The following is a 22,011-nucleotide window of genomic DNA, read 5'->3' on the forward strand; positions in this document are numbered from 1 at the left end:
GAATAATTGCGCCCATGACGAACCAGCCTTCCAACGACTCTTCCGTCCGCACCCTGCTGCCGCTGACTACGGCACCCGGCGCAGCCACACTCACCGCCACCCCGACCGAGGATCCTGCCACCGCTTACAAGACCCTCCTCTCCCCCATCCAGGTCGGCAAGACCACCTTCCGCAACCGCGTGATCATGGGCTCCATGCACACCGGCCTGGAGGACAACACCGAAGATGTACCAAAGCTCGCCGCCTTCTACGCCGCCCGCGCCGAGGGTGGCGTGGCCGCGATGGTCACGGGCGGCTACCCACCGGTTCTAGAGGGCAACCTGACCCCCTACGGCACCCCGTTCAACACCCCGGAGATCGCCGAAGCGCACCGCGAAATCACCGATGCGGTGCATGCCGGTGGCGCGAAGATCCTGCTGCAGCTGCTGCACGCGGGTCGCTATGGCTACCACCCGATGGTGCAGTCCGCCTCTGCGTCGCAGTCGCCGATCAGCCCCTTCCCCGCCCGGGAGATGACGGGAGAAGAGGTAGAAAAGCTTGTTGACGCCTTCGCCGCCTCCGCCGCCCTCGCTGCCGACGCAGGCTACGACGGCGTACAGGTGATGGGCTCCGAGGGTTATCTGATCAACCAGTTCCTCGCGGAGCGCACGAACCAGCGCACTGACAAGTGGGGAGGTTCGGTGGAAAACCGCCAGCGCTTCCCCGTGGAGATTGTGAAGGCCATCCGCGCCAAGGTGCCGGAGGACTTCGTAATCGACTACCGCATCTCCGTGCTGGAGTTGGTCGAGGGCGGCCAGAGCCAGGAGGAGATCCTGCAGCTGGCCAAGAAGCTCGAAGAGGCCGGAGCGGACATGCTAAGCTCCGGCGTGGGCTGGCATGAGGCACAGGTCCCGACGATCGTGACCTCCGTGCCCCGCGGCGCTTTCGCCTGGGCCACGCAGAAGGTGCGCGAACACGTAAACATCCCGGTGGTGGCTTCTAACCGCATCAACACCCCGGAGGTTGCCGAGGCCATCCTCGACGGCAGCTGGGACGGTGGCGACGGCGAGCCCGCCGGCACCCCGCAGGCCGACCTGGTCTCCATGGCTCGCCCGCTGCTGGCCGACCCGGAATTCGTCAACCGGGCTGCACGCGGCCTGAACACCGAGATCAACCACTGCATCGCCTGCAACCAGGCCTGCCTGGACCACACCTTCGAGAACAAGCGGGCGACCTGCCTGGTTAACCCGCGGGCGGCTTACGAGACGGAACTGGAGTTGCTGCCCGCGCAGGGTACGAAGAAGATCGGCGTGATCGGCGGCGGTGTAGCCGGACTCTTCGCTGCTGAAGCGCTGGCACTCCGTGGCCACGACGTCACTATCTTTGAGGCCGCCGACACCCTGGGCGGACAGTTCAACCTAGCGATGCGCGTGCCGGGTAAGGAAGAGTTCGTGCAGGCTCTGTACGCGGTGGTTAACCGCCTGGAGGGTCTGAAGGTGAACATCTCCACCGGCAAGGCCGTGACCCCCGAAGAGCTGCAGGCCGATGGATTCGAGGAGGTCGTGGTGGCCACGGGCGTGCGCCCGCGCATTCCTGAGTTCCCCGGTGTGGCCGAAGGCTTGGAGGGCACAATCGACGGCGTGACTGTCGCCACCTATGCCGAGCTGATCTCCGGCAAGAAGGCTCCGGGCGAATACGTGGCCGTCATCGGCGCCGGTGGCATCGGCTACGACGTCGCGGAGTTCTTGTTGGAGGATCGCCAGGGCGAGCCGCAGTCCTTAACCTCCTGGAACAGCCAGTGGGGCGTGGTCGAGGATTCCGACGTACACGGCAACCTTTCCACCCCGAAGCCGGAGCGCCCTCAGCGCCGCGTGGTGATGCTGCAGCGTAAGCCGACCCGCATGGGCCGCTCGCTGGGCAAGACGACCGGCTGGGTGCACCGTGCGACAGTTGCGATGGGTGGCACGGAGCAGATCGTGGGCGTGACCTACGAGAAGATCGATTCCGATGGCCTGCACATCACCGTTCCGGTGGAGGATCCGCAGGTCACCCTGAAGAAGATCAAGCAGATCAAGTCCGGCACCTTCGAAGGCCGAACCCTGGATCGCACAGAGAAGCAGGAACTGTTGGAGCAGATCGAGCGCGAAACCAAGGAGAACCGCGAAGAGCGTGTGCTGAACGTGGACACGGTCGTGCTGTGCACCGGCCAGGAGTCCGTCCGCCCGGCAGGCGCTGAACAGGATAGTGCCGACAATAAGGACTCCGGCAACGTTCACATCATCGGCGGTGCAGACGTCGCCGCGGAGCTGGACGCCAAGCGCGCCATCCGCCAAGCCGTCGAGCTGGCCGCCAAAATCTAAGCGGCCGCACTATCCCTCTAAGGCTCCACCACCCGGTCGTCAACCATGCCGATGGCCTGCATCAGCGCATAACAGGTGGTGGGGCCAACGAATTGGAAGCCGCGGCGCTTGAGTTCCCGCGCCAGCGCGCGGGATTCCTGCGAGGACGAGGGCACGTCCTCCAGCGTAGCGGGCCGGGAGTGCTCGGCCGGGGTGAAAGACCACACCAGCACGGGCAGTCCGGGAGCGAGCCTGTTTGCCGCACCACCCAGCACCTGGTGCGCCGGTGAATCCTCCGGCAAGACCTGATACTCGTCCAACTGTCGCAGCGCCAACGTCGCCTTGGCATTTTCGTACAGTGCCTCGTGTTTGCGGGCATTGCGAATCAAACGCTCATCCTGCAGAGCAGCGCGTCTTTGGGATTCACTCATTTCGGTGATGCGCTGGGCGTCAAAAAGAAAGAACACAGAGCGAAAACCCCGCCGCTTGCGCAGGATCGTGGCCCACGACAGCCCCGATTGGAAGCCCTCTAGGGAGATGCGTTCCAGAAGGCCGTGCTCGGTGATGACGGGGCGGCCCCATTCGTTGTCGTAGTAGTCCAGCTCGACCTCGCTGCGATAGGCCCACGGTGGACGGGCCACCCCGGATTCGTCGGTGAGTTGGCCAGTGCTGGTGGTGAGTAACTGCCGTGTGCCTTCCATCGCGTTTCTTCTTTCCTTTCAACTGCGAAAAGCCTAGCTGCCGCGTGTAAGCGCTAGTAGCAATCAACAGCGTAATAAAAACGCCGGACGACCTCCGCGCGAGCAGCTTCTTACCCCACCCCTACTGCGGAGTTATCCACAGAGCCCTGACCTGTGGATAACCCCACTTGGGGGTAGAAAAATGGCACTCACCAGGATGCCTGCCCCTCGAAAGGGGTCGCCTTCTACATAGCGGAAAGTCGCGACTAAGCTTAAAATAACCCAACAGCAAGGGCTGTTTTTATTACCTCACTTTTCAGCCTCTCGCAGAGCCTTCGCTCGGCGCTGCGATTACTTTTCAGGGTTCGCAGCACCGACCCGACTGCTCGAGCCCACGGTTGTATCGCAGCCAGAAAACAACGTGGAACGCTTTAAGTAATAGACGGGAGGAAACCCGATGGAAGGTCGCCCCACAGTCGGCCCTGCGGAACCCACCGTGGCTCCGCAGCCGATATCGCCGCAGCGCGATACCGGTACATTTCGCGCCGTATCTGTTCAGCGCGGCGGATTCCTCAACGAATCGGGCGAGCCAGCCGTTTCCAGGAATGAAGAAAGCGCCCGACCTGAGGTCGAGGCGCCTACTCGGGAAGAATCGAAAAGTGACCCTTTCCGTTCCTACTTCTTCATCGGAACGCTGATTTTCATCATCTGCGGACTGGTCGTCTTGCTGCTAGTGCTGTGGCTAGGCCAAGGCTTGGAAGCCGAAAGCGCGCGCCTCGGCGTAAGCACTCAGCCCACCATGGGAGCGCGTTAACGCCCCGTAGCTTGTTGCTACTTCTTGCCGCGCTTGCCGGTAACTAGGCCGACGAGGAACAGGAAGATACATGCACCCAGCAGGCAGGTGAGGAAGCTAAAGAACTTGCCGCCGCTGCCGATATCCAGCAGCCCCAAGACCCAGCCACCGATGAAGCCGCCGATGATACCGACGACGACATTGAGGACTAGCCCCATCTGCTCGTCGGTGCCCATGATCTTGGAGCCGATCCAGCCAGCCAGGCCACCGATAATGATCCAACCAAGCATGCCGAGTGGCGGCACCGCAGAATCGCTCGCGAGAAGGAAAGTGTTTGCTGCAAGAATTTCTGTAGTCATGTCACCTACGCTACCTGTGGTCCCCAGGAAGTTCTATGGACGCTGCCTAAATAAAGATTTACCCCTTCCATACTCAAACAATTAGAAGCTTTCTCACAGGTTATGTATAGTCACTTTCGTGAAAAAACCTCTGACCACTTTCTTCGCTGCATTCCAGCGCATTGTTGTAACCCTTTCCCTCGTTCTGGCCACCGTGCTGGGCGCAGCCGGCGTAGCTGCGCACAACGCTCCCGCCGCCAACGCCGCCCCGCAGGGATCCCTGCCCCAGCTTCCTCCGCTTCCGCAGCTGCCTCCGCTGCCTGCAGGTTCTTCTGATCTGCAGCGCATGCTTCAGCCGCCGGCTCCGGCGAAGCAGGGCCCGCAGCGCGTGAACACCGCCAAGCCAGCTCCGCGCATCGGCAACGGCCAACAGATCAACGTCTACACCCGCTCTGGCGGCTACAACCGTCGCTACATCCTGGAGATGCCGACCCACTACAACCCGGCACGCCCGGCTCCCGTGATCTTCGGCTTCGACGGCTGGCGGGACACCCCGGAGAACTTCCGCCGCTACTCCCGCCTGTACGAGACCGGTGCACGCCAGCAGGCCATCAAGGTTTTCCCGGAGTCCATCAACCACGGCTGGGAAGGCGCCCCCTACGCAGTAGTAAAGGGTGGGACCGACCTGCGGTTCTTCCTGCAGATCATCGATGAGGTCGACCGCACCTACAACATTGACCGCGGCCGCATCTACGCTACCGGCCACTCCAACGGTGGTGGCATGACGGCAGTTGTTGCCTGCCACCTGCCCCACGTCTTCGCCGGTGCCGCTGCTGTCGGTGGCGCGTTCTACGATCCGGTGAACCGCGGATGCAAGAACCGTGCGATCCCCTTCCTGATCATGCACGGTCGTGGCGACACGATGATGAAGATCGGTGGCGGCTACCGCCACAACGGCGCCCACTACATGGCCGTTCGCGACCTGGTGAACAGCTACGCACGCCGCAATGGCTGTGGCTTCCCGCCGCGCGTCACCCGCATCCCAGGCGGCGAGCGCCACGTCTACCCGTGCGCCCGCAAGGAACTGCAGCTGATCCTGAACCCGCAGAACCACACCTGGAACCGCGTCCCGGATGCCTCCCAGGAAGTCTGGAACTTCCTGTCCCGCCAGCGCCTCTAGTCGCGAGCCTCGAGTCGCTAGCCTCGAGTCGCTAGCCTCGAGTCGCTAGCCCCAAACAGCTAGCGACTAGTACACCTGGGGAAACCTAAGCGAAGCGCCGTAGGCAACACAGCGCTTCGTCGTACATCTTCTGCACGACATCCCCCGCCGGAACCTCTGCCCGCAGCAGCTCAACGCCTTGCCCCGCGTGCAGCTTCAGTTCGTCGGCGAAGTCGCCTCCCGCAGCGCGGGCGGCGATCAGTTCCTCATCACTTACCTCACCAGCGTCGGACAATGGTCCGTACGTATCCACAAATGCGTTGCGCACAGTGCGGGTTGGCCACTGTTCGGTATCCCACTTTTGCTTCTCGGCGCGGTCGTAAATGTCCGTCAACACGGCCTTGCTGGCCGTGGCCTTGATCGCGGCGTGCCGGAGCTCCTCTGGCCCCGCAGCTTCAGGCGAAGCCAGCAGCGCAGTGCCCACCCAGGCTGCGTCCGCACCAGCTACCAGCACGGAGGCCACGCCCCGTCCCGTAGCGATACCTCCGGCGACAGCGATCGGCACGCCCGGCGCGTGAAGCTGCATGTACTCCGTCACGATCTGCAGCAGCGGCAGGGTGCCGATGCGACCGGTGTGGCCGCCGGCATCGGTTCCCTGCACGCACACTGCGTCCACGCCCGCGGCCAGCGCTTGGCGCAGCTGAGCCATGGTATTGATCGGCGCGACAACGGAAATTCCGGCCTCGTGCGCCCGATCCACATAGGGCGCGGGATCCCCGAACCCCAAGCTCACCACGGTGGGGCGGGCTTCCAGCACGGCGTCGAACTGCGCGGGGTTGTCCTCCAGCGCCCACACCATCAGGCCGATGCCATAGGGGCCAGCTTCCGCCGCAATGCGCGCATTCTCGAGGATCCACTCCGGCGCAGTACCCGCACCGGCGCCGAACATGCCCAGGCCACCGGCGCGGCTCACCGCTGCAGCCAGCTCGCCGTCGGAGCGCCCGGCCATAGGTGCGCCGATGATTGGCTTATCGATTCCCCACAGCTCGGTTAGCCGGGTATCGATCCGATCAACCATGGAATGTTCCTCCTCATGATCGTTGTACCTTGAACTACTTGCCACCCTAGTCATCGTTTTGTCGATTATACGAAGTCTAGGTCTCGTCGCGCGCGTAGGGTGGGGGCATGTCTAAGAAAACGAAGCTGGATCAGCTCAAGCCCACCACCACTGTGAAGCCTGCGAAGGAGGTCAGCACCGCCGCGGTTGTTTCCACCGGTCTTATCGGTGGTTGGTTGACTGCGCGGGAGACCGGCATCCGGCCACTCGGCGGCGTCATCCTCGCTGCTGCCGGGGGCTATGCCGCCCGCTCCTGGAATGCCAAGGCCGGCGCCGGGGTAGCTGTGGGGCTGACCACCGGCTACATCGCGGCGTTCGGCCTGTCCCACCCGTTGGCTAAGAAGATTGGTGCTTGGCCTGCGGTTCTTTCGGTCACTGCGGCCGTCGCCGGTGCTGCTTACGCGCTGTCCGACCAGCGCTAAAGCGCCTTAAATTATCGACGCCACAGCCTGGCCCACTACCGCCTGCGCCATCACCTCTAGCTCCGCCAGGTGGGGCTCAATATCTCCCGTGAACTCGACGGGTTCGGCGACCGTCTGCCATTCCAACCCGGTGAGGATGGAGCGCATGGCTTTCTCCGCACCCGTCGTGTCATATCCACCCCGGATCCACCAGCTGGTCGGGGTGTTTTTCATGTCCTCTAGGACCGGCACGTACACCGTGTCGAAGTAGTGCTTGAGGGCGCCGGAAATGTAGCCGAAGTTGGCAGTAGTTCCCAGGATCACCGCGCTGGCGCCGCGCAGCTCGTCGACGTCGGGATCCAACGCCTGCCGCTCCAGGACCTGCACGGCCGGCTGGCCGCCGCCATCCCCGGCCTCCCCCATTTCGGCATTCACTTCCTCGGCTGCGGCGCGCGCTGCGGCGAGGACTGTGTCCGCCAGCTTTTGGGCCTTCTCTGTGGGGCTGTGGTGGACGACCAGGATCGTTACTGGCTGGTCGTCGTTCGTGGTGTTCTTACTCATGACGCCAACGCTACCGATCCTGCAGTGTTGCGTGAACCATTCGGGGAAAGGGGGTGTGGGCGTCCAAAAATAGTTAGCATAGAGAACATGAATGCAGCACCGCTCATCCTTCCGTTTCAGGGCAAGGCGCCGAGGATCCACCGCAGCGCGATGATCTCCCCCGGTGTGACGATCATTGGAGATGTAGAGATCGGGGCGGATTCCTCGGTGTTCTACGGGTGCGTGCTGCGCGGGGATGTGGGCGCGATCCGCATCGGCGAGCGGACAAACGTGCAGGATAACTCGGTGATGCACGTGGAGCGCGGGCAGCAGTGCGTGCTGGAAGACGACGTGACTATTGGCCACCAGGCGCTGATTCACTCCTCGCACGTAGAGGCGGGGACGTTGATCGGTATGCAGTCGGCGCTGTTGTCCGGGTCCGTGATCGGCAGCGGTAGCCTCGTCGCCGCGGGCGCGGTGGTGCTGGAAGGCCAGAAGATTCCGGCTGGCAGCTTGGCCGCCGGGTTGCCCGCGAAGGTACGGCGCGAGCTGACTGAGGAGGAGCGGCAGGGGTTCATCGCCCATGCAGCGCGTTACGTGGAAACAGCCGGTAAGCAGGCCAGCACAGCGGAGGCACTGTCCTTGGAGGATGTGTATTTCGAGTAGCTCGGTGGTGTGGTTCCACGGCGCAAACAGGCGGTGCCAGAAGTTGCAGCCCCATGCACTTTGAGCACTGACGGGTGAGTCGTTTCGATATTTTTCCCGCTGGTCAATAGACTGATTCAAGTTATGGCACAGGGAAACTCTACGGCGGACGAGAACTCGCACCATACAACGGAGCAGTCGGACGCTACTCAGGCGAAACGATCAACGGCGAAACAATCAACGGAATCCACCGACGCTGCGCAAAGCAGCGCCAAGAAGGTTGGCTCTTCCGGTAAGTCCGGCGTGCGCTCCTCCAGCATGCGCTACGACATTGAGGGGCTGCGCGGCCTGGCTATCGGCCTGGTCGTGGTCTTCCACGTCTTCGTCGGCAAGGTCAGCTCGGGCGTGGACGTGTTCCTGCTGCTCGGCGGCATCTTCTTCTTTGGCAGCCAGCTGCGAAATGCGCAGAACCCGAAGGGGTTGACGTTCCCGCAGTCCCTGATCCGCATTATCCGGCGACTCTTCCCGCTGCTCGCGGTGGTGGTTGCTAGCGTGCTTGCGGCCTCCTTACTGCTGATGAACCGCCTCGTGCATGTGCAGATGGCGAAGGATGCGGTGGCCGCCCTGGGCTATTACATCAACTGGCAGTTGGCATACACCGGCCGCGAATACACGTCCGTAAAGACCACGGTCAGCCCGTTCCAGCACCTGTGGTCCATGTCTGCCCAGCTGCAGATTTACGCCGGATCGCTACTGGTTATCACTCTGATTGCCCTGATCTTCCGCAAGTACGCCCGCCAAGTACTGCTTGTTGTGCTTACCGCCGCCACGGTACTTTCCTTCGCCTACGCCACGTACTTCCACATAGAAGACCAGACCATCAACTACTACTCCACCCTGAGCCGCTTCTGGGAGATCGGCCTGGGTGGCCTGCTGGGCATGTTGCTGCTGCGCCGAGATGCCAACGGCAACCCGGTGCTGCGTCCCCTCGGCCGCTGGACGCGCACGATCATGGGCATCGTGGGTCTGGCCATGATCATCGGTACCGGCATCTTCCTGGACGGCTCTTCCCAGTTCCCGGGCCCGTGGACGCTGGTGCCGCTGGTCGGCGCGCTGCTGGTGGTTGTTGCCGGCCACTCCGGCGAGCCCGTCGGCGTTACCCGGATGCTACTGACCCGTCCGTTCCAGTTCTTGGGCCGCATCAGCTACGCGCTGTATGTCTGGCACTGGCCCATCCTGGTGCTGTGCGTCTACTACTTCAACGTCCCCAAGGTCACCCCGGCGCTGGGCGCAGCTGTGATCGGGGGCAGCGTGGTGCTGGCTTGGCTGTCCAACATCCTGATCGAGCGCCCGCTGCGCCAGGGCAAGAAGCCGGAGCGTAACTGGGTGCTGCTGAGCCCCCGTTACTGGGCAAAGTCCCTTTCCGCCTGGCCGAAGGCCATTTACGCCGTGCTGGTTATCGTGATCGCCGGCGCAGTGGTGGCTTCCCCGAAGTACCTCCAGCACCGCGAGGACGTCAACAGCGAACAGCTGTGGGATCTGGCGGCCGATCGGTCAATCTACCCCGGCGCGGCAAGCTTCCTAAACAACGCTCCCGTGCCGGAGAACATGCCGCTGGTGCCACCATTGGAGGACTTCCATTCGCTGCTGCCACAGACCCAGCCGGATGGCTGCCAGATCGGCTTCGATAGCGATGCGCTGATTCTGAAGAAGAACTACAACCGTTCCGACGAGGAATGTGCCTACGGCGACATCCACTCTGACAAGACCCTGTACGTCATCGGCGGTTCGCACTCCGAGCACTACATTCCGGCGCTGGACATCGTGGGCCGCAACCGGCACGTGAAGATGATCCCGATCCTGAAGATGGGCTGCCCGGTGAATGCCAACATCCCGCGCGTCAACGGCGATCCCTACCCCACCTGCATCAGCTGGTCGAAAAAGGTCGTGGAGTACATCAAGGAGCACCCGCCGACAGAGGGCATCTTCATGACCGGCACCCGACCGTCCACGATCGGTGGCGCGGGCCCGGAGCAGGTGCCGCAGGAGTACAAGGATCTGGTCCAGAGCTTTACCGACCAGGGCATCCACAGCTGGCTGATGCGCGATAACCCGTGGCAGACCAACGCCAACGGGGCACCGCGTGACATGCGCACCTGCGTGGCGGAGATGATGGAAGGTAAGCAGGGCGAAGCTGCGGAAGACGATGGTTTCCCTGGCCTGGCTAACCCCGGTCGCCCGAACTTCAATGAGGTGCTGGCCATCAACGCCGAGTGTGGCCAGAGCATTTGGGATTCCCTGCTGCCTGAGGATCCTTCCATCGAAGCTTACAAGGGCATGGACGTGACCCTCCTGGATCTGACCGCGGCGGTGTGCCGCGAGGACTGGTGCCCGTCCATCATCGGCAACATGGCGGTCTACCGCGATGCGCACCACTTCAACAACATCTTCGCGGAGACTCTGGCTCCGGAGCTAGAGGCGCAGATGTTCGATCCGAACCACAAGATCCCGCCGATGAACGTCGGGCTGATGCCCAAGAAGAATCAGCCCGCGCCCCCGAACCCGCAGAACTAACGGGGCAGGTCTTCCAACGTCGGCGACGGGAGTTCGTCGGAGGTGAATTGCGGGCTCGCGACCACGGTGATTGTGCCCACAGGCTAGCCCTCTGGAGGAGCTGGAAGACTGCGCGGCAGAAAAGAAGAATGCCTGCTAGGCTACGACAATATTCAAAGCTGTGGAGGTATCGAAATGAAGAGGATCAACGTAGTCGGGGCCGTGCTTGTACGCGATGGCAAGGTCCTGGCAGCCCAACGCAGCGAATCGATGTCCCTTCCACTGACGTGGGAATTCCCCGGCGGAAAGATCGAACAAGGTGAAACCCCAGTGGAAGCACTCCGACGGGAATTGCGAGAAGAGCTACTGTGTGACGCGACTGTGGGCGACCACCTCGAAACGACGGAGCACAACTACGACTTCGGAACCGTAGTCCTCAGCACCTTCTACTGCACCCTGAATGGAGCAGACCCTCAGATCACCGAACACGCAGAGATCCGCTGGATGGATGTCAACGAACTTCCGGAGCTCGATTGGGCACCCGCCGACATTCCTGCGGTCCAGAAAATAGTCCAAGAGCTCGGCCAGTAGCCAGCTTTTTGAGGAAGCATCGTGTCTGTTTTCGATACGAAGGTAGGCCTGGATACAGCCTTCGGCTATCTGGATCGAAGTATTGAATCCGGCCAGGTTTTCAATCCTGCGCTCATTGCTAACACCGAGAGCAACGATATGCTGCGCGCCATCAAGCACGAACTAAAGCGCGCAAAGAGCTTTGATTTTTCGATTGCTTTCATCACTTCCTCCGCACTGGCACTGTTGAAGCAGGACCTGCTGAATTTCCAGGGCCAGGGTCGCATCATCACCTCGACATATCTGCAGTTCAACGAACCTGCGGTGTTTAAAGAGCTTCTACAACTCACCAACATCGAAGTCAGGGTACTTAAAGACTCGGTCGACGCTTTCCACAGCAAGGGCTACGTCTTTGAGCACGCCGGTGGCACAACGGCGATCATTGGCAGCTCAAATCTGACCCGTAACGCCCTAATTAGCAACACGGAATGGAACGTGCGCTTTTCGGCCATGCCGGATGGCGACATTGCCCTGCAAGTTCGAAATGCCGTCGCGCGATTGGAAGAGCGCTCCGAGCCACTCACCGCAGCATGGATCGACGCCTACGAGAAATCGTGGAAACCGATCCCGCAGAGGAACGAGATACTCGGGGAAAAAGACGAGGTCATCCCCGTCGGTCGTATTAGGCCCAACGCGATGCAGTCGGAAGCCCTCGAAAAGATCAAACAGATTCGCGAGTCGAATGCCCGGCGCGCGGTCGTGATCTCCGCGACGGGAACGGGCAAGACAATCCTCGCCGCGCTGAGTGTCCGGGAAGCCAAGCCGGAAAGAATGCTGTTCATCGTTCACCGGGAACAGATTCTGGACAAGGCGATCCTGGAATTTCAAAGGGTTCTGGAAGCTCCTCCGGAAGACTTCGGCAAGTTCGTCGGTTCCACGCGACAGCCGGACCGCAAGTATGTTTTCGCCAGCGTTCAGTCCCTTTCGCGCGAGGATAACCTGCGGGACTTTGATCCCGATTCCTTTGACTTCATCATTGTCGACGAGGTCCACCGAGCCGGTGCAGAGAGCTATCTGCGCACCCTGGACCACTTCCAGCCGGCTTTCCTTCTGGGGCTTACGGCGACGCCGGAGCGTACCGATGGCTTTAACGTCTTTGAACTTTTCGATTACAACGTGGCCTACGAAATTCGGCTCCAAAAAGCCTTGGAGTCGAAGATGCTCGCACCTTTCAGCTACTACGGGGTCACGGATTACATCGATGACCAAGGGCGGACTATTGAAGAAACGAGCACGCTATCCAAGCTGATCTCCACCGAGCGGGTAAAGCATCTACTCGACATGCTCACGACTTACGGGCGGGCGGATAAGGTCACGGGGCTCATGTTTTGCTCATCGCGGCAAGAGGCCACAGAGCTTTCCGCATTGCTCAATGGAGAATCGGTATTCGGCCATTGCCTGCGCACCAAAGCGCTGACCGGTGAAGATTCGCCACAGACCCGCAATGCGGTGATTAAGGAGCTGGAAGACGGAGAGCTGGACTATGTACTGACCGTCGATATTTTCAACGAAGGCATTGACATTCCCTCCGTTAACCAGGTGGTCATGCTGCGGAATACCGAGTCCGCCATCATTTTTACCCAGCAGCTCGGCCGCGGTCTGCGCAAGGCGGCAGGCAAGGATCACTTGCGAGTCATCGATTTCATTGGCAACTACAAAAACAACTTCCTCGTGCCCATCGCTCTTTTTGGCGATAGTTCACTAAACAAGGACATCATTCGCAAGCGTTTGCGGGATGCCGACGAGTCAGGGTCAATCGCTGGGATTAGCAGCATCAGCTTTGACAAGATCTCCGAACAACGGATTCTGGAAAGCCTGGCTAATGCCAGTTTGGATAAGCTCCACCAACTGAAGAAGTCTTTCGCCGACTTGGAGTTTCGACTGGGGCGCCAGCCTTGGCGACTCGATTTTCTGATCCAGGACACTGTGCAGCCGCCAATCATTGCTACGTCCAGGACAGCCAACTACTGGGACTTTCTGGTCCGGTCGAAGAAGGAAACTCAAGTGCCAACGAAGGAGGAAAGCGCATTCCTGACTTTCCTCGACAATGAATTGCTGAACGGGCTGCGCCCTCACGAGCTACTGCTGCTTAAACAATTGCTGGAGCAAAGTCGGGTTTCCGTAGAAGACTTCCGCTCACTGCTACATCGCTTCATTCCCCAACGGAGTGAACAGGGGCTAGACACGCTGACCTTGAAATCGGTCTCCAGGATTCTGGATCTGAGCTTCTTCACACTCAACGAGAAAAAGAAATACGGCAATCTCCCCCTGGCCACCTTTAGCAACGACATCTTCACCCTCAGCGATACGTTGCGAAAGACCTACGACTCCTCTCCCCTTTTCGCCCGCCATGTTGACGATGCCATCGAGACTGGCCTGCGCACCAACCGCGAACGCTACGCATCGCAGGGTTCCATGCTCCCTGGAAAGCAGTATTCGCGTAAGGATGTGTGCCGCATGCTGAACTGGGAAAATAACCAATACTCCACGATGTACGGCTACGCAGCTAACGAGGAAACCGGGACGTGCCCAATCTTCATCACTTATCACAAGGCCGATGACATTTCGGATTCCACCAAGTACGAAGACAAGTTCGACAGCCCCTCCGTGATTAACTGGTTTACGAAGTCAAACAGGCGCCTCGATAGCAAGATTGAGCAACGAATTGTTGCCGGGAATTACACCTTGGAAGTGTTTGTAAAGAAGGACGACGCCGAAGGGCACGACTTCCACTACCTTGGCCAGGCACGTTCCCGCGATGCGGTGGAGACCACCATTCCCACAGCCAAAGAGCCAATGCCGATCGTTAATATGCGTCTGGACCTCATGCACCCCGTTTCGCCAGGTCTATACAACTACTTCACAACCAACCCCGTCACCAGCTGACCTTTTTTCAGCCGCCAGCCCCGCGCGTTCCTCTATAGTCGGTTGCACAGGCGCGCACGCTGGGACTGTGGGCGTCATTAAGAAAAAATCGCAGAAAGGCCAGCAACACCATGATCGTCACTACCACTAACTCCGTCGAAGGCCACACCATCGCGCAGTACCTGCGCATCGTTTCGGGTGAGACCGTGGCGGGCATCAACATGTTCAAGGATATCGGCGCGGGCTTCCGCAACATCACCGGTGGCCGCTCCTCCGCTTACGAGGGCGAGATCCTGCAAGCTCGCGAGACCGCTCTGAAGGAGATGGTGGATCGCGCGCTGGAGATGGGCGCGCACGGCATCGTCGGTGTCGACATCGACTACGAGTCCCTGGGGCAGGGCGGCATGGTGATGGTTAGCGCGACCGGCACCGCCGTCACCTTCCAGTAGCAGCTCGTGCCCGGCGCGTTGCCGGGCTTACACCTGGTCGAGCGGGCGGATCATGATCGACTCAACGTCCATGTGGCGTGGCCGCCCCGCGACCCAACGAATGGTCTCGCCGATATCTTCGGCCTGCAGGTTTAGCTTGTCTGCATAGACCTCCGCCGCGCGCTCGGCATCGCCCTTGAAACGATTGAGGCTGAAGTCGGTGGCCACCCGTCCCGGATCCACCTGGCAGACGCGCACGCCAGATTCGGCGAACTCCATGCGCATCACATCGGTCAGTGCGGTCTGCCCGAACTTCGCCGCATTGTAGCCGGCGCCCCCTCGGTAAGCGCCGCGACCTGCGACGGAAACCACGTTGATCACCTGCGGCGCCTCCGCCACCTGTAGCTGATCGAACAGCGCGCGGGTGACCTCCAGGGTGCCCATCACGTTTGCTTCGAACATCCAGCGCCAATCCTCCGGATCGGCTTCCAGCACCGGGTCGAGGCCACGCGCGCCGCCTGCGTTGTTGACCAGCAGGTCCACCTTGGAGCCCGTCAGCTCGGCCACGGCTGCGGTGAAATTATTTATTGACGCCCCATCCGTCACATCGAGCGCAAGGGGCGTAGCCTTACCGCCCTCCTGGGCGATCTCTTGCGCGACCTGCTCTAGCCTTTCCATACGACGAGCAGCCACAACGACGTGCCAGCCATCCGCGGCCAGGAGCTTGGCGGTTGCTTCCCCAATGCCAGCACTTGCGCCGGTGACAACGGCTACGCGGGAGTCGGACGATGGGTAAGGTTCGGTTGCTGCAGCGTTAGTACTCATGAGTCCCAATGTAGCGGCCGGGGTGGCGCCACAAGGAGGTTCTTCCCGACTTGGTTTCGAAAAATTCCTAGAGCACTGCAGCGGTCAATTCTATGTATTAATCTTTGGCCTAATAAATGATTATGGCGTTTCTCTAAGGATTTCACATGTCGAACAACTTCGGTGATGGTGGCTCCCCGTTCAATCCGGGTCAGAACCCGGGTCAGACCCCAGGTCAGGACCCGGACGGAGCCGCTAATCAGGGACAGCAGTACGGCCAGCAAGGCTACGGTCAACAGAACTACGGCCAGCAAGGCTACGGTCAACAGAACTACGGCCAGCAAGGCTATGGTCAGCAAAATTACGGCCAGCAGAACTACGGCCAGCAGGGCCTCGGTCAGCAAGGCTATGGCCAGCAAGGGCTCGACCAGAACCCCTTCAACTCGCAACCTCACGGCGCATATGGCCAGCCGATGAATGGCGGCAACGGCGGTGGTGGAAACACCGGAACAATCGTTGGCATCATCGTTGCAGCTGTCGTAGTGATTGGTCTCATCGTCGGTGGTTACTTCCTGCTGAACAAGGACGATGAGGGAGGCTCTACCGAGGCCTCCGGTTCCTCGAGCAGCGCGGAAAAGTCGGGTGAATCCTCCGAGGAAACTTCGGAGTCTTCGGAAAGCAGCAGCGAGTCTTCTTCCTCCGAGTCCTCTACTTCGAAGCAGCCCCGGGAACGCGGTCGAATCGGTGGCCCCGATGATTCGCTGACCAAGGAATACGCGGACGCAATGCCGGCGAAGCTCAAGGATATGGTCTACGGCTGCAAGTCCGGCACCTTTGAGCTGAACCGGGAAAATAAGCGACGAGTCCAGGGAATGCAGTGCTCCGGTGTCTGGGACACAGCGCTGGAGTACAAGCAGATTAAGCTCATCAAGGACTCCAAGGCTCCCGATACCGAGATCAAGTACGCCAAGGACCACAACGCCGAGATCTGGTCCGACGCCCCGGATAATTTCGCTGGCTACATTCCGGACACGTACTCCCCGATCGTGTTCGTCTTCAACAAGTCCAAGGGCTACCTGATGGAAACCACCCTGCACTTAGGCGATGAGGAAAAGGCGAAGCAGGCACTCATCGAACTGGGCTACTCGGAAAAATAATCCCCTTAGTGGGGTGACACATCCCCCCATCTGTCACCCCTATATCACCCCAACTGAACACGTAGCGGAACACCAAGTCGCGTGGCAGCATTCAACCCCACGAATGCGCTCACAATTTCTGAGCCATGCAAAAAGCAAAGACGTTTCTTGAGACTTGAAGGACTTTCACTCCACCATGACGAACAACAATCCTTACGGAAACACTCCCAATCCGGGCGATAGCAACGGGGGCGACAACCCTTTTAACGGCTCCAACCCGACAGACGAAACCACGCAGTGGAATTCGGCGCAGGGGCAGAACCCAGGCCAGAATCCGCAAGGCGCGCAATACCCCGGCGCACAACCGGGCCAACAGGGTGGCTATGGCCAGCAGGCTCCGCAGGGCGGCTTTGGCCAGCCGAGCCAGTTCGACGGTTATGGCGAGCCGGGGCAGAACAGCTTCGGCCAGCAGCCCCAGAGCCCTTTCGACCAGGGTGGGTACGGCGCAGGTGCAGCAGGGTATGGCTCGGGGGCGACAGCTTACGGCCAGCCTCAGAATTCGGGTGGCGGTGCCGGCAAGATCATCGGCATCATCGCAGCCCTAGTCGTAGTGGTCGCGCTGGCAGTCGGTGGCTACTTCTTTGTCGTGAAGGATGACGAGGAAACAAAGAACACCGCCGACAGCTCCTCGACGGAATCCACGGGTGCAGAGGAAACCACTGAGGAGACAAGCACCGAAGACACTCCGTCTAGCGAGGACACTAGCTCGTCTAGCAGCACTTCCAGCAGCTCCAGCTCTGCTACAGACACTCCTGCTGCGCCCGGCACTTTCGGCGGCCCGGATAACACCCTCGAGGAGCCTTACAAGGGCGCAATGCCCGCGAAGCTAAACGATCTAGTCAACCGCTGCAAGAACGGCCACTTTAATCTCCGCTACCGAGACCGCAGTCGCCCGTCCCGCGAAATGGACGGCCTTCGCTGCACGGGTGTCCGGGGCACCGGTTGGGCATACAACCAAGTCGACCTCATCAACGACAAAGAGTATGTCGACACTAAGTCAAAGGAATTCAATAGCCAGAACCCGGTTGTCGTAAGCAACGACCCGAACAACTACGCCGGACACTTCAAAGAGCTGGCTCACGAGAAGCTCTTCATCATCAACAAGGACAAGGACATCATCCTCGAAGCCGACATTTACAACGCGGAGGATGGGGAGCTGGACGGGCTGCTCGAACAGTTGGGTTACAAGGGCGGCGAAGGCGAATCCGCCTAACGCCCTGCGCATAAGCCACTATTTATAGTGGCTTGATCCATCCCTGCTGAACGGCGTACTGGTAAGCACCGAACGCCGCAGCGCCCAGGGCGAATACGCCCGCGATGCCGCCGACCCAGGCCAGAATGCCTGCGATCGGCGGCGCATCTTTGCCCAGGGAACCCGCAGGGTCAGTGCTGCCCAGCGGGAAGGCCTTCAACAACCACTCCGCGCCCGGGTTCGCGGATTCCACGCTGCTAGCCAGCGAGCCCTCGTTGTTCGCTTGCGGATTCTTTGGATTGTCATCCGGGTCGACGGGCTGGGTAATCGGAGCCGTACTGGACCCCTTACCCTCGGACGACGCTGCGGCCTGGGCCGGAGCTACACTCGCGGCGCCGGCAACCAGGGCAGTTGCGGTGGCCAGTGCAGCCAAGGACTTGGAAGAAGAAAAGGACTTCATAAGTCCAGATCTTAAAGCTGCTCCAGCGCCTGCGCGACATCTGCGAGCAGATCCTCCAGATCCTCAATGCCGATGGAGATACGCACTAGGTCGCGCGGAACCTCCAACTGAGAACCGGTCACGGACTGGTGGGTCATCGTCGCCGGGTGCTCCAGCAGAGACTCCACGCCGCCCAGGGATTCAGCCAAGCAGATCAGCTTGGTGGACTGGCAAAACTTCAGCGCGGCCTCCTCGGAGTGGAAACGCACGGAGATCATGCCGCCGAATCCCTTACCGGTGGACTGGCGCTTAGCCACCTCGTGCCCCGGGTGCTGTGGCAGGCCGGGGTACAGGACAGTGGCGACCTCGTCGCGGCCGTCCAGGTACTCCGCAATAGCTTGGGCGTTCGAGCAGTGGCGATCCATCCGCACGCCCAGGGTCTTCAAGCCACGGGCGTTGAGGTAGGCATCAAAAGGCGAAGCAATCGGACCTGCCCCGCCCAGCAGGAAGTCCAGATCCTCATCCAGCTGCGCATCGTTGCTGACGATCGCACCACCGACCACATCGGAGTGTCCACCGATGTACTTCGTCGTGGAGTGCAGCACCACGTCCGCGCCCTGATCCAGAGGTCGTTGCAGGTAGGGGCTGCAGAAAGTGTTATCCACGATCAACTTCGGGCGCGTAGGGGCGTCACTACCACACTCATCGGCAAGCACCTCGGCGATGGCGGCGATGTCGGACACAGCGAGCAGCGGGTTCGTCGGAGTTTCGAGCCACACCAGCTTTGTCTTCGGGGTCAGCGCCGCACGGACGGCCTCTGCGTCGGTGGTGTCAACGACGGTGAAGTCCACATTCCAATCCTTGAAAGCGGTCGCGATCAGGCGATACGTGCCGCCGTAAGCATCGTGCCCCATGATCAGGTGATCACCGGGGCGCAGCAGCACGCGCAGCAGGTGGTCGGTCGCTGCCATACCGGAAGAGTAGACGCGGCCGTGTTTGCCGCCCTCGAGCGCCGCAATCGTGCGGGCCAGCGAATCGACAGTCGGGTTCGCCACCCGGCCGTACTCATAGCCGCCGCGCAGATCATTCGGCGCGTTCTGGGCGAACGTGGTGGAGGCGTAGATCGGTACGTTGATGGAGCCCATGAACTCGTCGGGCTCGTAGCCTGCGTGGATGGCGTCTGTGTTGTGGGCCATGGAAACTCCTCTTCGAACTAGGGCTTGGTAGCGCGTCTTTGTGCTTTTTGTGCGCCGGGAAATCACAGCCCGGTGCGCATCGTTTCAACGATTATAGACCAAGCAGTCTAGTTTGGAAGTGCAACCGGCGGAAGTGGCCCTCTATCTGCGCTTCTAACAGCGGCCGAGCTCGCGCCGGATCGCTTCCTTCTCCGCCTGTGTCACCCACAACTGATACTCCGCCTTCACCCGCACCTGAATAGAGACGTAAGTGCAGCGGAAGGACTTATTCGCAGGCAGCCACGTCGCAGCATCGCCCGCGCCCTTCTGCATATTCGAAGGTCCATCAACAGCCAGGAGGTTCAGCGGATCGTTGGCGAACTGCTCGCGCCGCTCCGGCGTAAGCTGCTGCGCGCCCTTCTGCCACGCATCAGCAAGCGCCACCACGTGGTCGATCTGCACCGCCTGGCTGGTCTTCTGCCCACGAACAAAATGGATCAGCTGGCCGGTATAGGGGTCATCCAGGTCCCCACTGAGCACCTTGCAACCCTTCGGCGCCTCGACATTGGTGAGGTCGCGCGCCAGAACATCATTGCGCTGGTCGCAACCGTTGCGGTCGATGTCCTTCCACCGCTGGCCGAACTGACTGCGGCTATATCCCGTCTTCGGCGCGCGCCCCTTCACCGCCAGCGTCTCCAGCAGATCCAGCATGTTCTGCTGGTGCAGTGAACGTTCCGGCACTGCGGGCGCTTCTTGCTCTGCGGGCTGAGTCGGTTGGTCTGACTGCTCTGTCTGTTCTGGCGCCGCCGGCGGTTCCGGCTGGTCGGGGATTGTTTCTGTAGGCGGTTCTACTGTCGTTTCCGAGTTTTGGGACGCCGAACTTCCGCCCTCTAGAATCTCCGCACCCTCGACGCACCCGCCGAGCAGCAGGCTTGCACCCAGCACAAGCGCTGCCACACCGCGCGCGCCGACTACACGCACGCCGACTACGCGGCCATTTACCCTCTTGCTCATAGCCCATCACGCTAGCAACCCAGCCGGACAACCCCCGCAACCTCCCGCGATAATCCACGGTAGGTTTCGAACACCCGTGCAGTACGGCGCGGGCGTAGGGGCGTCAACAAGAAAAGAATACTTTTATACCTGCCTGCCGTTGGCGGTCCGCGATACCATAAACGCATCATGAAACCTCTGAAGAAGATTTACCAAGCACAGATGAAGGCAGTACCCGGCTTCGTGAACAAAATGATTAAGAAGCCGAGCCGCATGCGGCGCATGATGAACCTCTGGCCGCCACTGCTGTTTTCCGGCATTAAGATGACCGAGGTCTCGGACGACTGGGCCTTTGCACGCATCGTGCTGAACCTGCGCTGGTGGAACGCAAACATGCACGGCGCAGCTTTCGGCGGCACCCTGTTTTCCATGACGGATGTGCTGTTCGGCACCCTCATTGCCCGCCGACTCGGCACTGAATACGAGGCCTGGACGCGCACCGGCACCTTCCAATTCCTCACGCCCGGACGCAGCGGCGCGTACATGGACGTAGAACTTACCCCCGAGCTGATCGACTGGATCACCACCACCGTCGACGAGGACGGCTACTGCAACGTGCCGTACACCTCCATCATTTACAACAAGGATGGTTCGGTCGTTGGTATCGGCCAGCAGGATCTGCACGTGCGCCCACGCGGTGGCGGTAAGCGCGCCGACCGTCCGAAGCAAGCTCTGCAGCCACGGGGTCTGGTGCTGGAATCGCTGGCCAACGCGGTGGTGTGGCACTGCTTCAAGGACCAGCCGGAGATCCTGACTGTTTTGATGTCCGAGCAGCGTCGCATCCCCAACCCCGAGGACCAGATGCGCCACGTGGTGAAGGTAGCACTAGAAAAATCCACCAAGTCCCGGGAGGACCTGGTGGCTCTAGATATTCCAGAAAAGTACCTGGACGCTTAAGCTAGCCCAGCTGGTTATCCCAGCTGTTAGCCCAGCACCTTGCCGCAGTTCGGCCAAGCGCCTGCGCCCTGGGTGGCCAGGACCTTCTCGGCGATTTCGATCTGCTGCGCCTTCGTAGCCTGGTTGGCCGTCGGAGCGTACTTCGTGCCACCGAAGCCAGACCAGGTCTGGGCACTGAACTGCAGCCCGCCGTAGTAGCCGTTGCCCGTGTTGATCTTCCAGTTGCCGCCGGACTCGCACTGTGCGACTTGATCCCAGACGCTAACAGGTGCAGCCTGTGCGGACGGGGCTGCGACTGTGGCGGCTGCCGCCGGGGCAGCGACCAGGCCTGCAGCCATGCCGATGCGGGCGAAAGCGGTCTTTACGGACTTATTCATGTAGACGAAAACTCCTTCTGCGAAGCCTGCCGGGTGGCTGGCTTCATATCGATTGTTTGATGTCTACGCGGCCGCGCTTTGCGACTGCACGCTGGCAGTTACGCGAAGTATCGCGCCCCGGGTGTTTGCCGGGCGGCTGCCACTAAGCACGCAAACTTACGCACTCTCCCCCGGGGTGCGTCAACCGAAAAAGCGCTAAATCCCGAAAAAATCTCGGATTGATAACGAAAATTAAGGGGATTCTTATGGAAATGACCCTGACCACGCTGGTAGCCTTTGTTTGATGCGGAACCCACGCTAGTTTTGAAACTATGCAAGTGACGGACGCAGAGCAGAATGAAGTAGCCCATAGCCACCCCAAGCCCCCGAAATCGGCTCCTGTCGAGCTCCCTCGTTTCGACTGTGGCCCCC

At 60.7% G+C, this 22,011-nt stretch carries 21 protein-coding genes; 12 read left to right on the top strand and 9 right to left on the bottom strand.

The window, feature by feature from the left end; translation table 11 throughout:
• The first annotated feature begins 14 nt into the window (after positions 1-14).
• The gene (locus CRD15_RS03520; protein WP_255463722.1) at positions 15-2,339 is read left to right on the top strand and encodes an NADPH-dependent 2,4-dienoyl-CoA reductase; all 2,325 of its coding nucleotides are present in this window, start codon (positions 15-17) and stop codon (positions 2,337-2,339) included.
• A gap of 17 nt (positions 2,340-2,356) precedes the next feature.
• Here the strand turns inward: CRD15_RS03520 and CRD15_RS03525 are convergent, their stop codons facing one another.
• Positions 2,357-3,019, bottom strand: coding sequence for a DNA-3-methyladenine glycosylase I (locus CRD15_RS03525; RefSeq protein ID WP_187401924.1), 663 nt, complete (start codon positions 3,017-3,019; stop codon positions 2,357-2,359).
• A gap of 436 nt (positions 3,020-3,455) precedes the next feature.
• Between CRD15_RS03525 and CRD15_RS03530 the strand changes: the two genes are divergently transcribed.
• Positions 3,456-3,812, top strand: a complete 357-nt coding sequence (locus tag CRD15_RS03530) for a hypothetical protein (RefSeq protein WP_187401925.1) — start codon at positions 3,456-3,458, stop codon at positions 3,810-3,812.
• Positions 3,813-3,829: 17 nt separating this feature from the next.
• Here the strand turns inward: CRD15_RS03530 and CRD15_RS03535 are convergent, their stop codons facing one another.
• Positions 3,830-4,150, bottom strand: a complete 321-nt coding sequence (locus CRD15_RS03535; protein ID WP_080716064.1) for a GlsB/YeaQ/YmgE family stress response membrane protein — start codon at positions 4,148-4,150, stop codon at positions 3,830-3,832.
• A gap of 118 nt (positions 4,151-4,268) precedes the next feature.
• Here CRD15_RS03535 and CRD15_RS03540 point away from each other — a divergent pair, with 118 nt between their 5' ends.
• Positions 4,269-5,309 (top strand): PHB depolymerase family esterase, encoded by a 1,041-nt coding sequence (locus CRD15_RS03540; RefSeq protein ID WP_187401926.1) that lies wholly within the window; start codon positions 4,269-4,271, stop codon positions 5,307-5,309.
• A gap of 85 nt (positions 5,310-5,394) precedes the next feature.
• Here the strand turns inward: CRD15_RS03540 and CRD15_RS03545 are convergent, their stop codons facing one another.
• Positions 5,395-6,366: a nitronate monooxygenase family protein gene (locus CRD15_RS03545; RefSeq protein WP_034976946.1), complete on the bottom strand. Its 972-nt coding sequence runs from the start codon at positions 6,364-6,366 to the stop codon at positions 5,395-5,397.
• Positions 6,367-6,473: 107 nt separating this feature from the next.
• Between CRD15_RS03545 and CRD15_RS03550 the strand changes: the two genes are divergently transcribed.
• Positions 6,474-6,827 carry a hypothetical protein gene (locus tag CRD15_RS03550; RefSeq protein WP_051894000.1) on the top strand — a complete coding sequence of 118 codons (354 nt, stop codon included), beginning with the start codon at positions 6,474-6,476 and terminating at the stop codon, positions 6,825-6,827.
• 6 nt (positions 6,828-6,833) lie between these two features.
• Here CRD15_RS03550 and CRD15_RS03555 read toward each other — a convergent pair whose 3' ends face one another.
• Positions 6,834-7,367, bottom strand: a complete 534-nt coding sequence (locus CRD15_RS03555) for a flavodoxin (RefSeq protein ID WP_034976944.1) — start codon at positions 7,365-7,367, stop codon at positions 6,834-6,836.
• 87 nt (positions 7,368-7,454) lie between these two features.
• On the opposite strand from CRD15_RS03555, the gene CRD15_RS03560 reads away from it, so the two are divergent.
• From CRD15_RS03560 to CRD15_RS03580, 5 genes are all read left to right on the top strand, one after another.
• Entirely contained in the window at positions 7,455-8,012 is a 558-nt protein-coding gene (locus tag CRD15_RS03560; RefSeq protein ID WP_187401927.1) for a gamma carbonic anhydrase family protein, read from the top strand.
• A 123-nt stretch (positions 8,013-8,135) separates the two neighbouring features.
• On the top strand, positions 8,136-10,565 hold the full coding sequence (locus tag CRD15_RS03565) for an acyltransferase family protein (RefSeq protein WP_255463723.1): 2,430 nt from the start codon (positions 8,136-8,138) through the stop codon (positions 10,563-10,565).
• Positions 10,566-10,739: 174 nt separating this feature from the next.
• Positions 10,740-11,135 (top strand): (deoxy)nucleoside triphosphate pyrophosphohydrolase, encoded by a 396-nt coding sequence (locus CRD15_RS03570; protein ID WP_187401928.1) that lies wholly within the window; start codon positions 10,740-10,742, stop codon positions 11,133-11,135.
• Positions 11,136-11,156: 21 nt separating this feature from the next.
• A complete protein-coding gene (locus CRD15_RS03575; protein ID WP_187401929.1) occupies positions 11,157-14,060 on the top strand; it encodes a DEAD/DEAH box helicase in 2,904 nt (967 codons plus the stop codon).
• Between the two features lie 110 nt (positions 14,061-14,170).
• Positions 14,171-14,488: a YbjQ family protein gene (locus CRD15_RS03580; protein ID WP_187401930.1), complete on the top strand. Its 318-nt coding sequence runs from the start codon at positions 14,171-14,173 to the stop codon at positions 14,486-14,488.
• A 27-nt stretch (positions 14,489-14,515) separates the two neighbouring features.
• On the opposite strand, the gene CRD15_RS03585 is transcribed toward CRD15_RS03580, so the two are convergent.
• Entirely contained in the window at positions 14,516-15,292 is a 777-nt protein-coding gene (locus CRD15_RS03585; RefSeq protein WP_034966490.1) for an SDR family oxidoreductase, read from the bottom strand.
• Positions 15,293-15,438: 146 nt separating this feature from the next.
• Here CRD15_RS03585 and CRD15_RS03590 point away from each other — a divergent pair, with 146 nt between their 5' ends.
• Entirely contained in the window at positions 15,439-16,428 is a 990-nt protein-coding gene (locus CRD15_RS03590; protein WP_034966493.1) for a hypothetical protein, read from the top strand.
• 175 nt (positions 16,429-16,603) lie between these two features.
• Positions 16,604-17,680: a hypothetical protein gene (locus tag CRD15_RS03595; protein ID WP_187401931.1), complete on the top strand. Its 1,077-nt coding sequence runs from the start codon at positions 16,604-16,606 to the stop codon at positions 17,678-17,680.
• Between the two features lie 22 nt (positions 17,681-17,702).
• On the opposite strand, the gene CRD15_RS03600 is transcribed toward CRD15_RS03595, so the two are convergent.
• The 3 genes from CRD15_RS03600 to CRD15_RS03610 all read right to left on the bottom strand — a co-directional run bounded on the left by CRD15_RS03600 (position 17,703) and on the right by CRD15_RS03610 (position 20,287).
• Positions 17,703-18,119 (bottom strand): hypothetical protein, encoded by a 417-nt coding sequence (locus CRD15_RS03600; protein ID WP_043012293.1) that lies wholly within the window; start codon positions 18,117-18,119, stop codon positions 17,703-17,705.
• 11 nt (positions 18,120-18,130) lie between these two features.
• On the bottom strand, positions 18,131-19,294 hold the full coding sequence (locus tag CRD15_RS03605; RefSeq protein WP_034992313.1) for a cystathionine gamma-synthase: 1,164 nt from the start codon (positions 19,292-19,294) through the stop codon (positions 18,131-18,133).
• Positions 19,295-19,447: 153 nt separating this feature from the next.
• Positions 19,448-20,287: an HNH endonuclease family protein gene (locus CRD15_RS03610; protein ID WP_187401932.1), complete on the bottom strand. Its 840-nt coding sequence runs from the start codon at positions 20,285-20,287 to the stop codon at positions 19,448-19,450.
• A 168-nt stretch (positions 20,288-20,455) separates the two neighbouring features.
• Between CRD15_RS03610 and CRD15_RS03615 the strand changes: the two genes are divergently transcribed.
• On the top strand, positions 20,456-21,223 hold the full coding sequence (locus CRD15_RS03615) for a PaaI family thioesterase (protein ID WP_187401933.1): 768 nt from the start codon (positions 20,456-20,458) through the stop codon (positions 21,221-21,223).
• A 26-nt stretch (positions 21,224-21,249) separates the two neighbouring features.
• Here the strand turns inward: CRD15_RS03615 and CRD15_RS03620 are convergent, their stop codons facing one another.
• Entirely contained in the window at positions 21,250-21,561 is a 312-nt protein-coding gene (locus CRD15_RS03620) for a transglycosylase family protein (RefSeq protein WP_255463737.1), read from the bottom strand.
• Between the last annotated feature and the right edge of the window lie 450 nt (positions 21,562-22,011).

Origin of the sequence: Corynebacterium sp. LK28 (assembly GCF_014335105.1) — a bacterium.
GTDB classification, from domain to species: Bacteria; Actinomycetota; Actinomycetes; order Mycobacteriales; family Mycobacteriaceae; genus Corynebacterium; species Corynebacterium macclintockiae.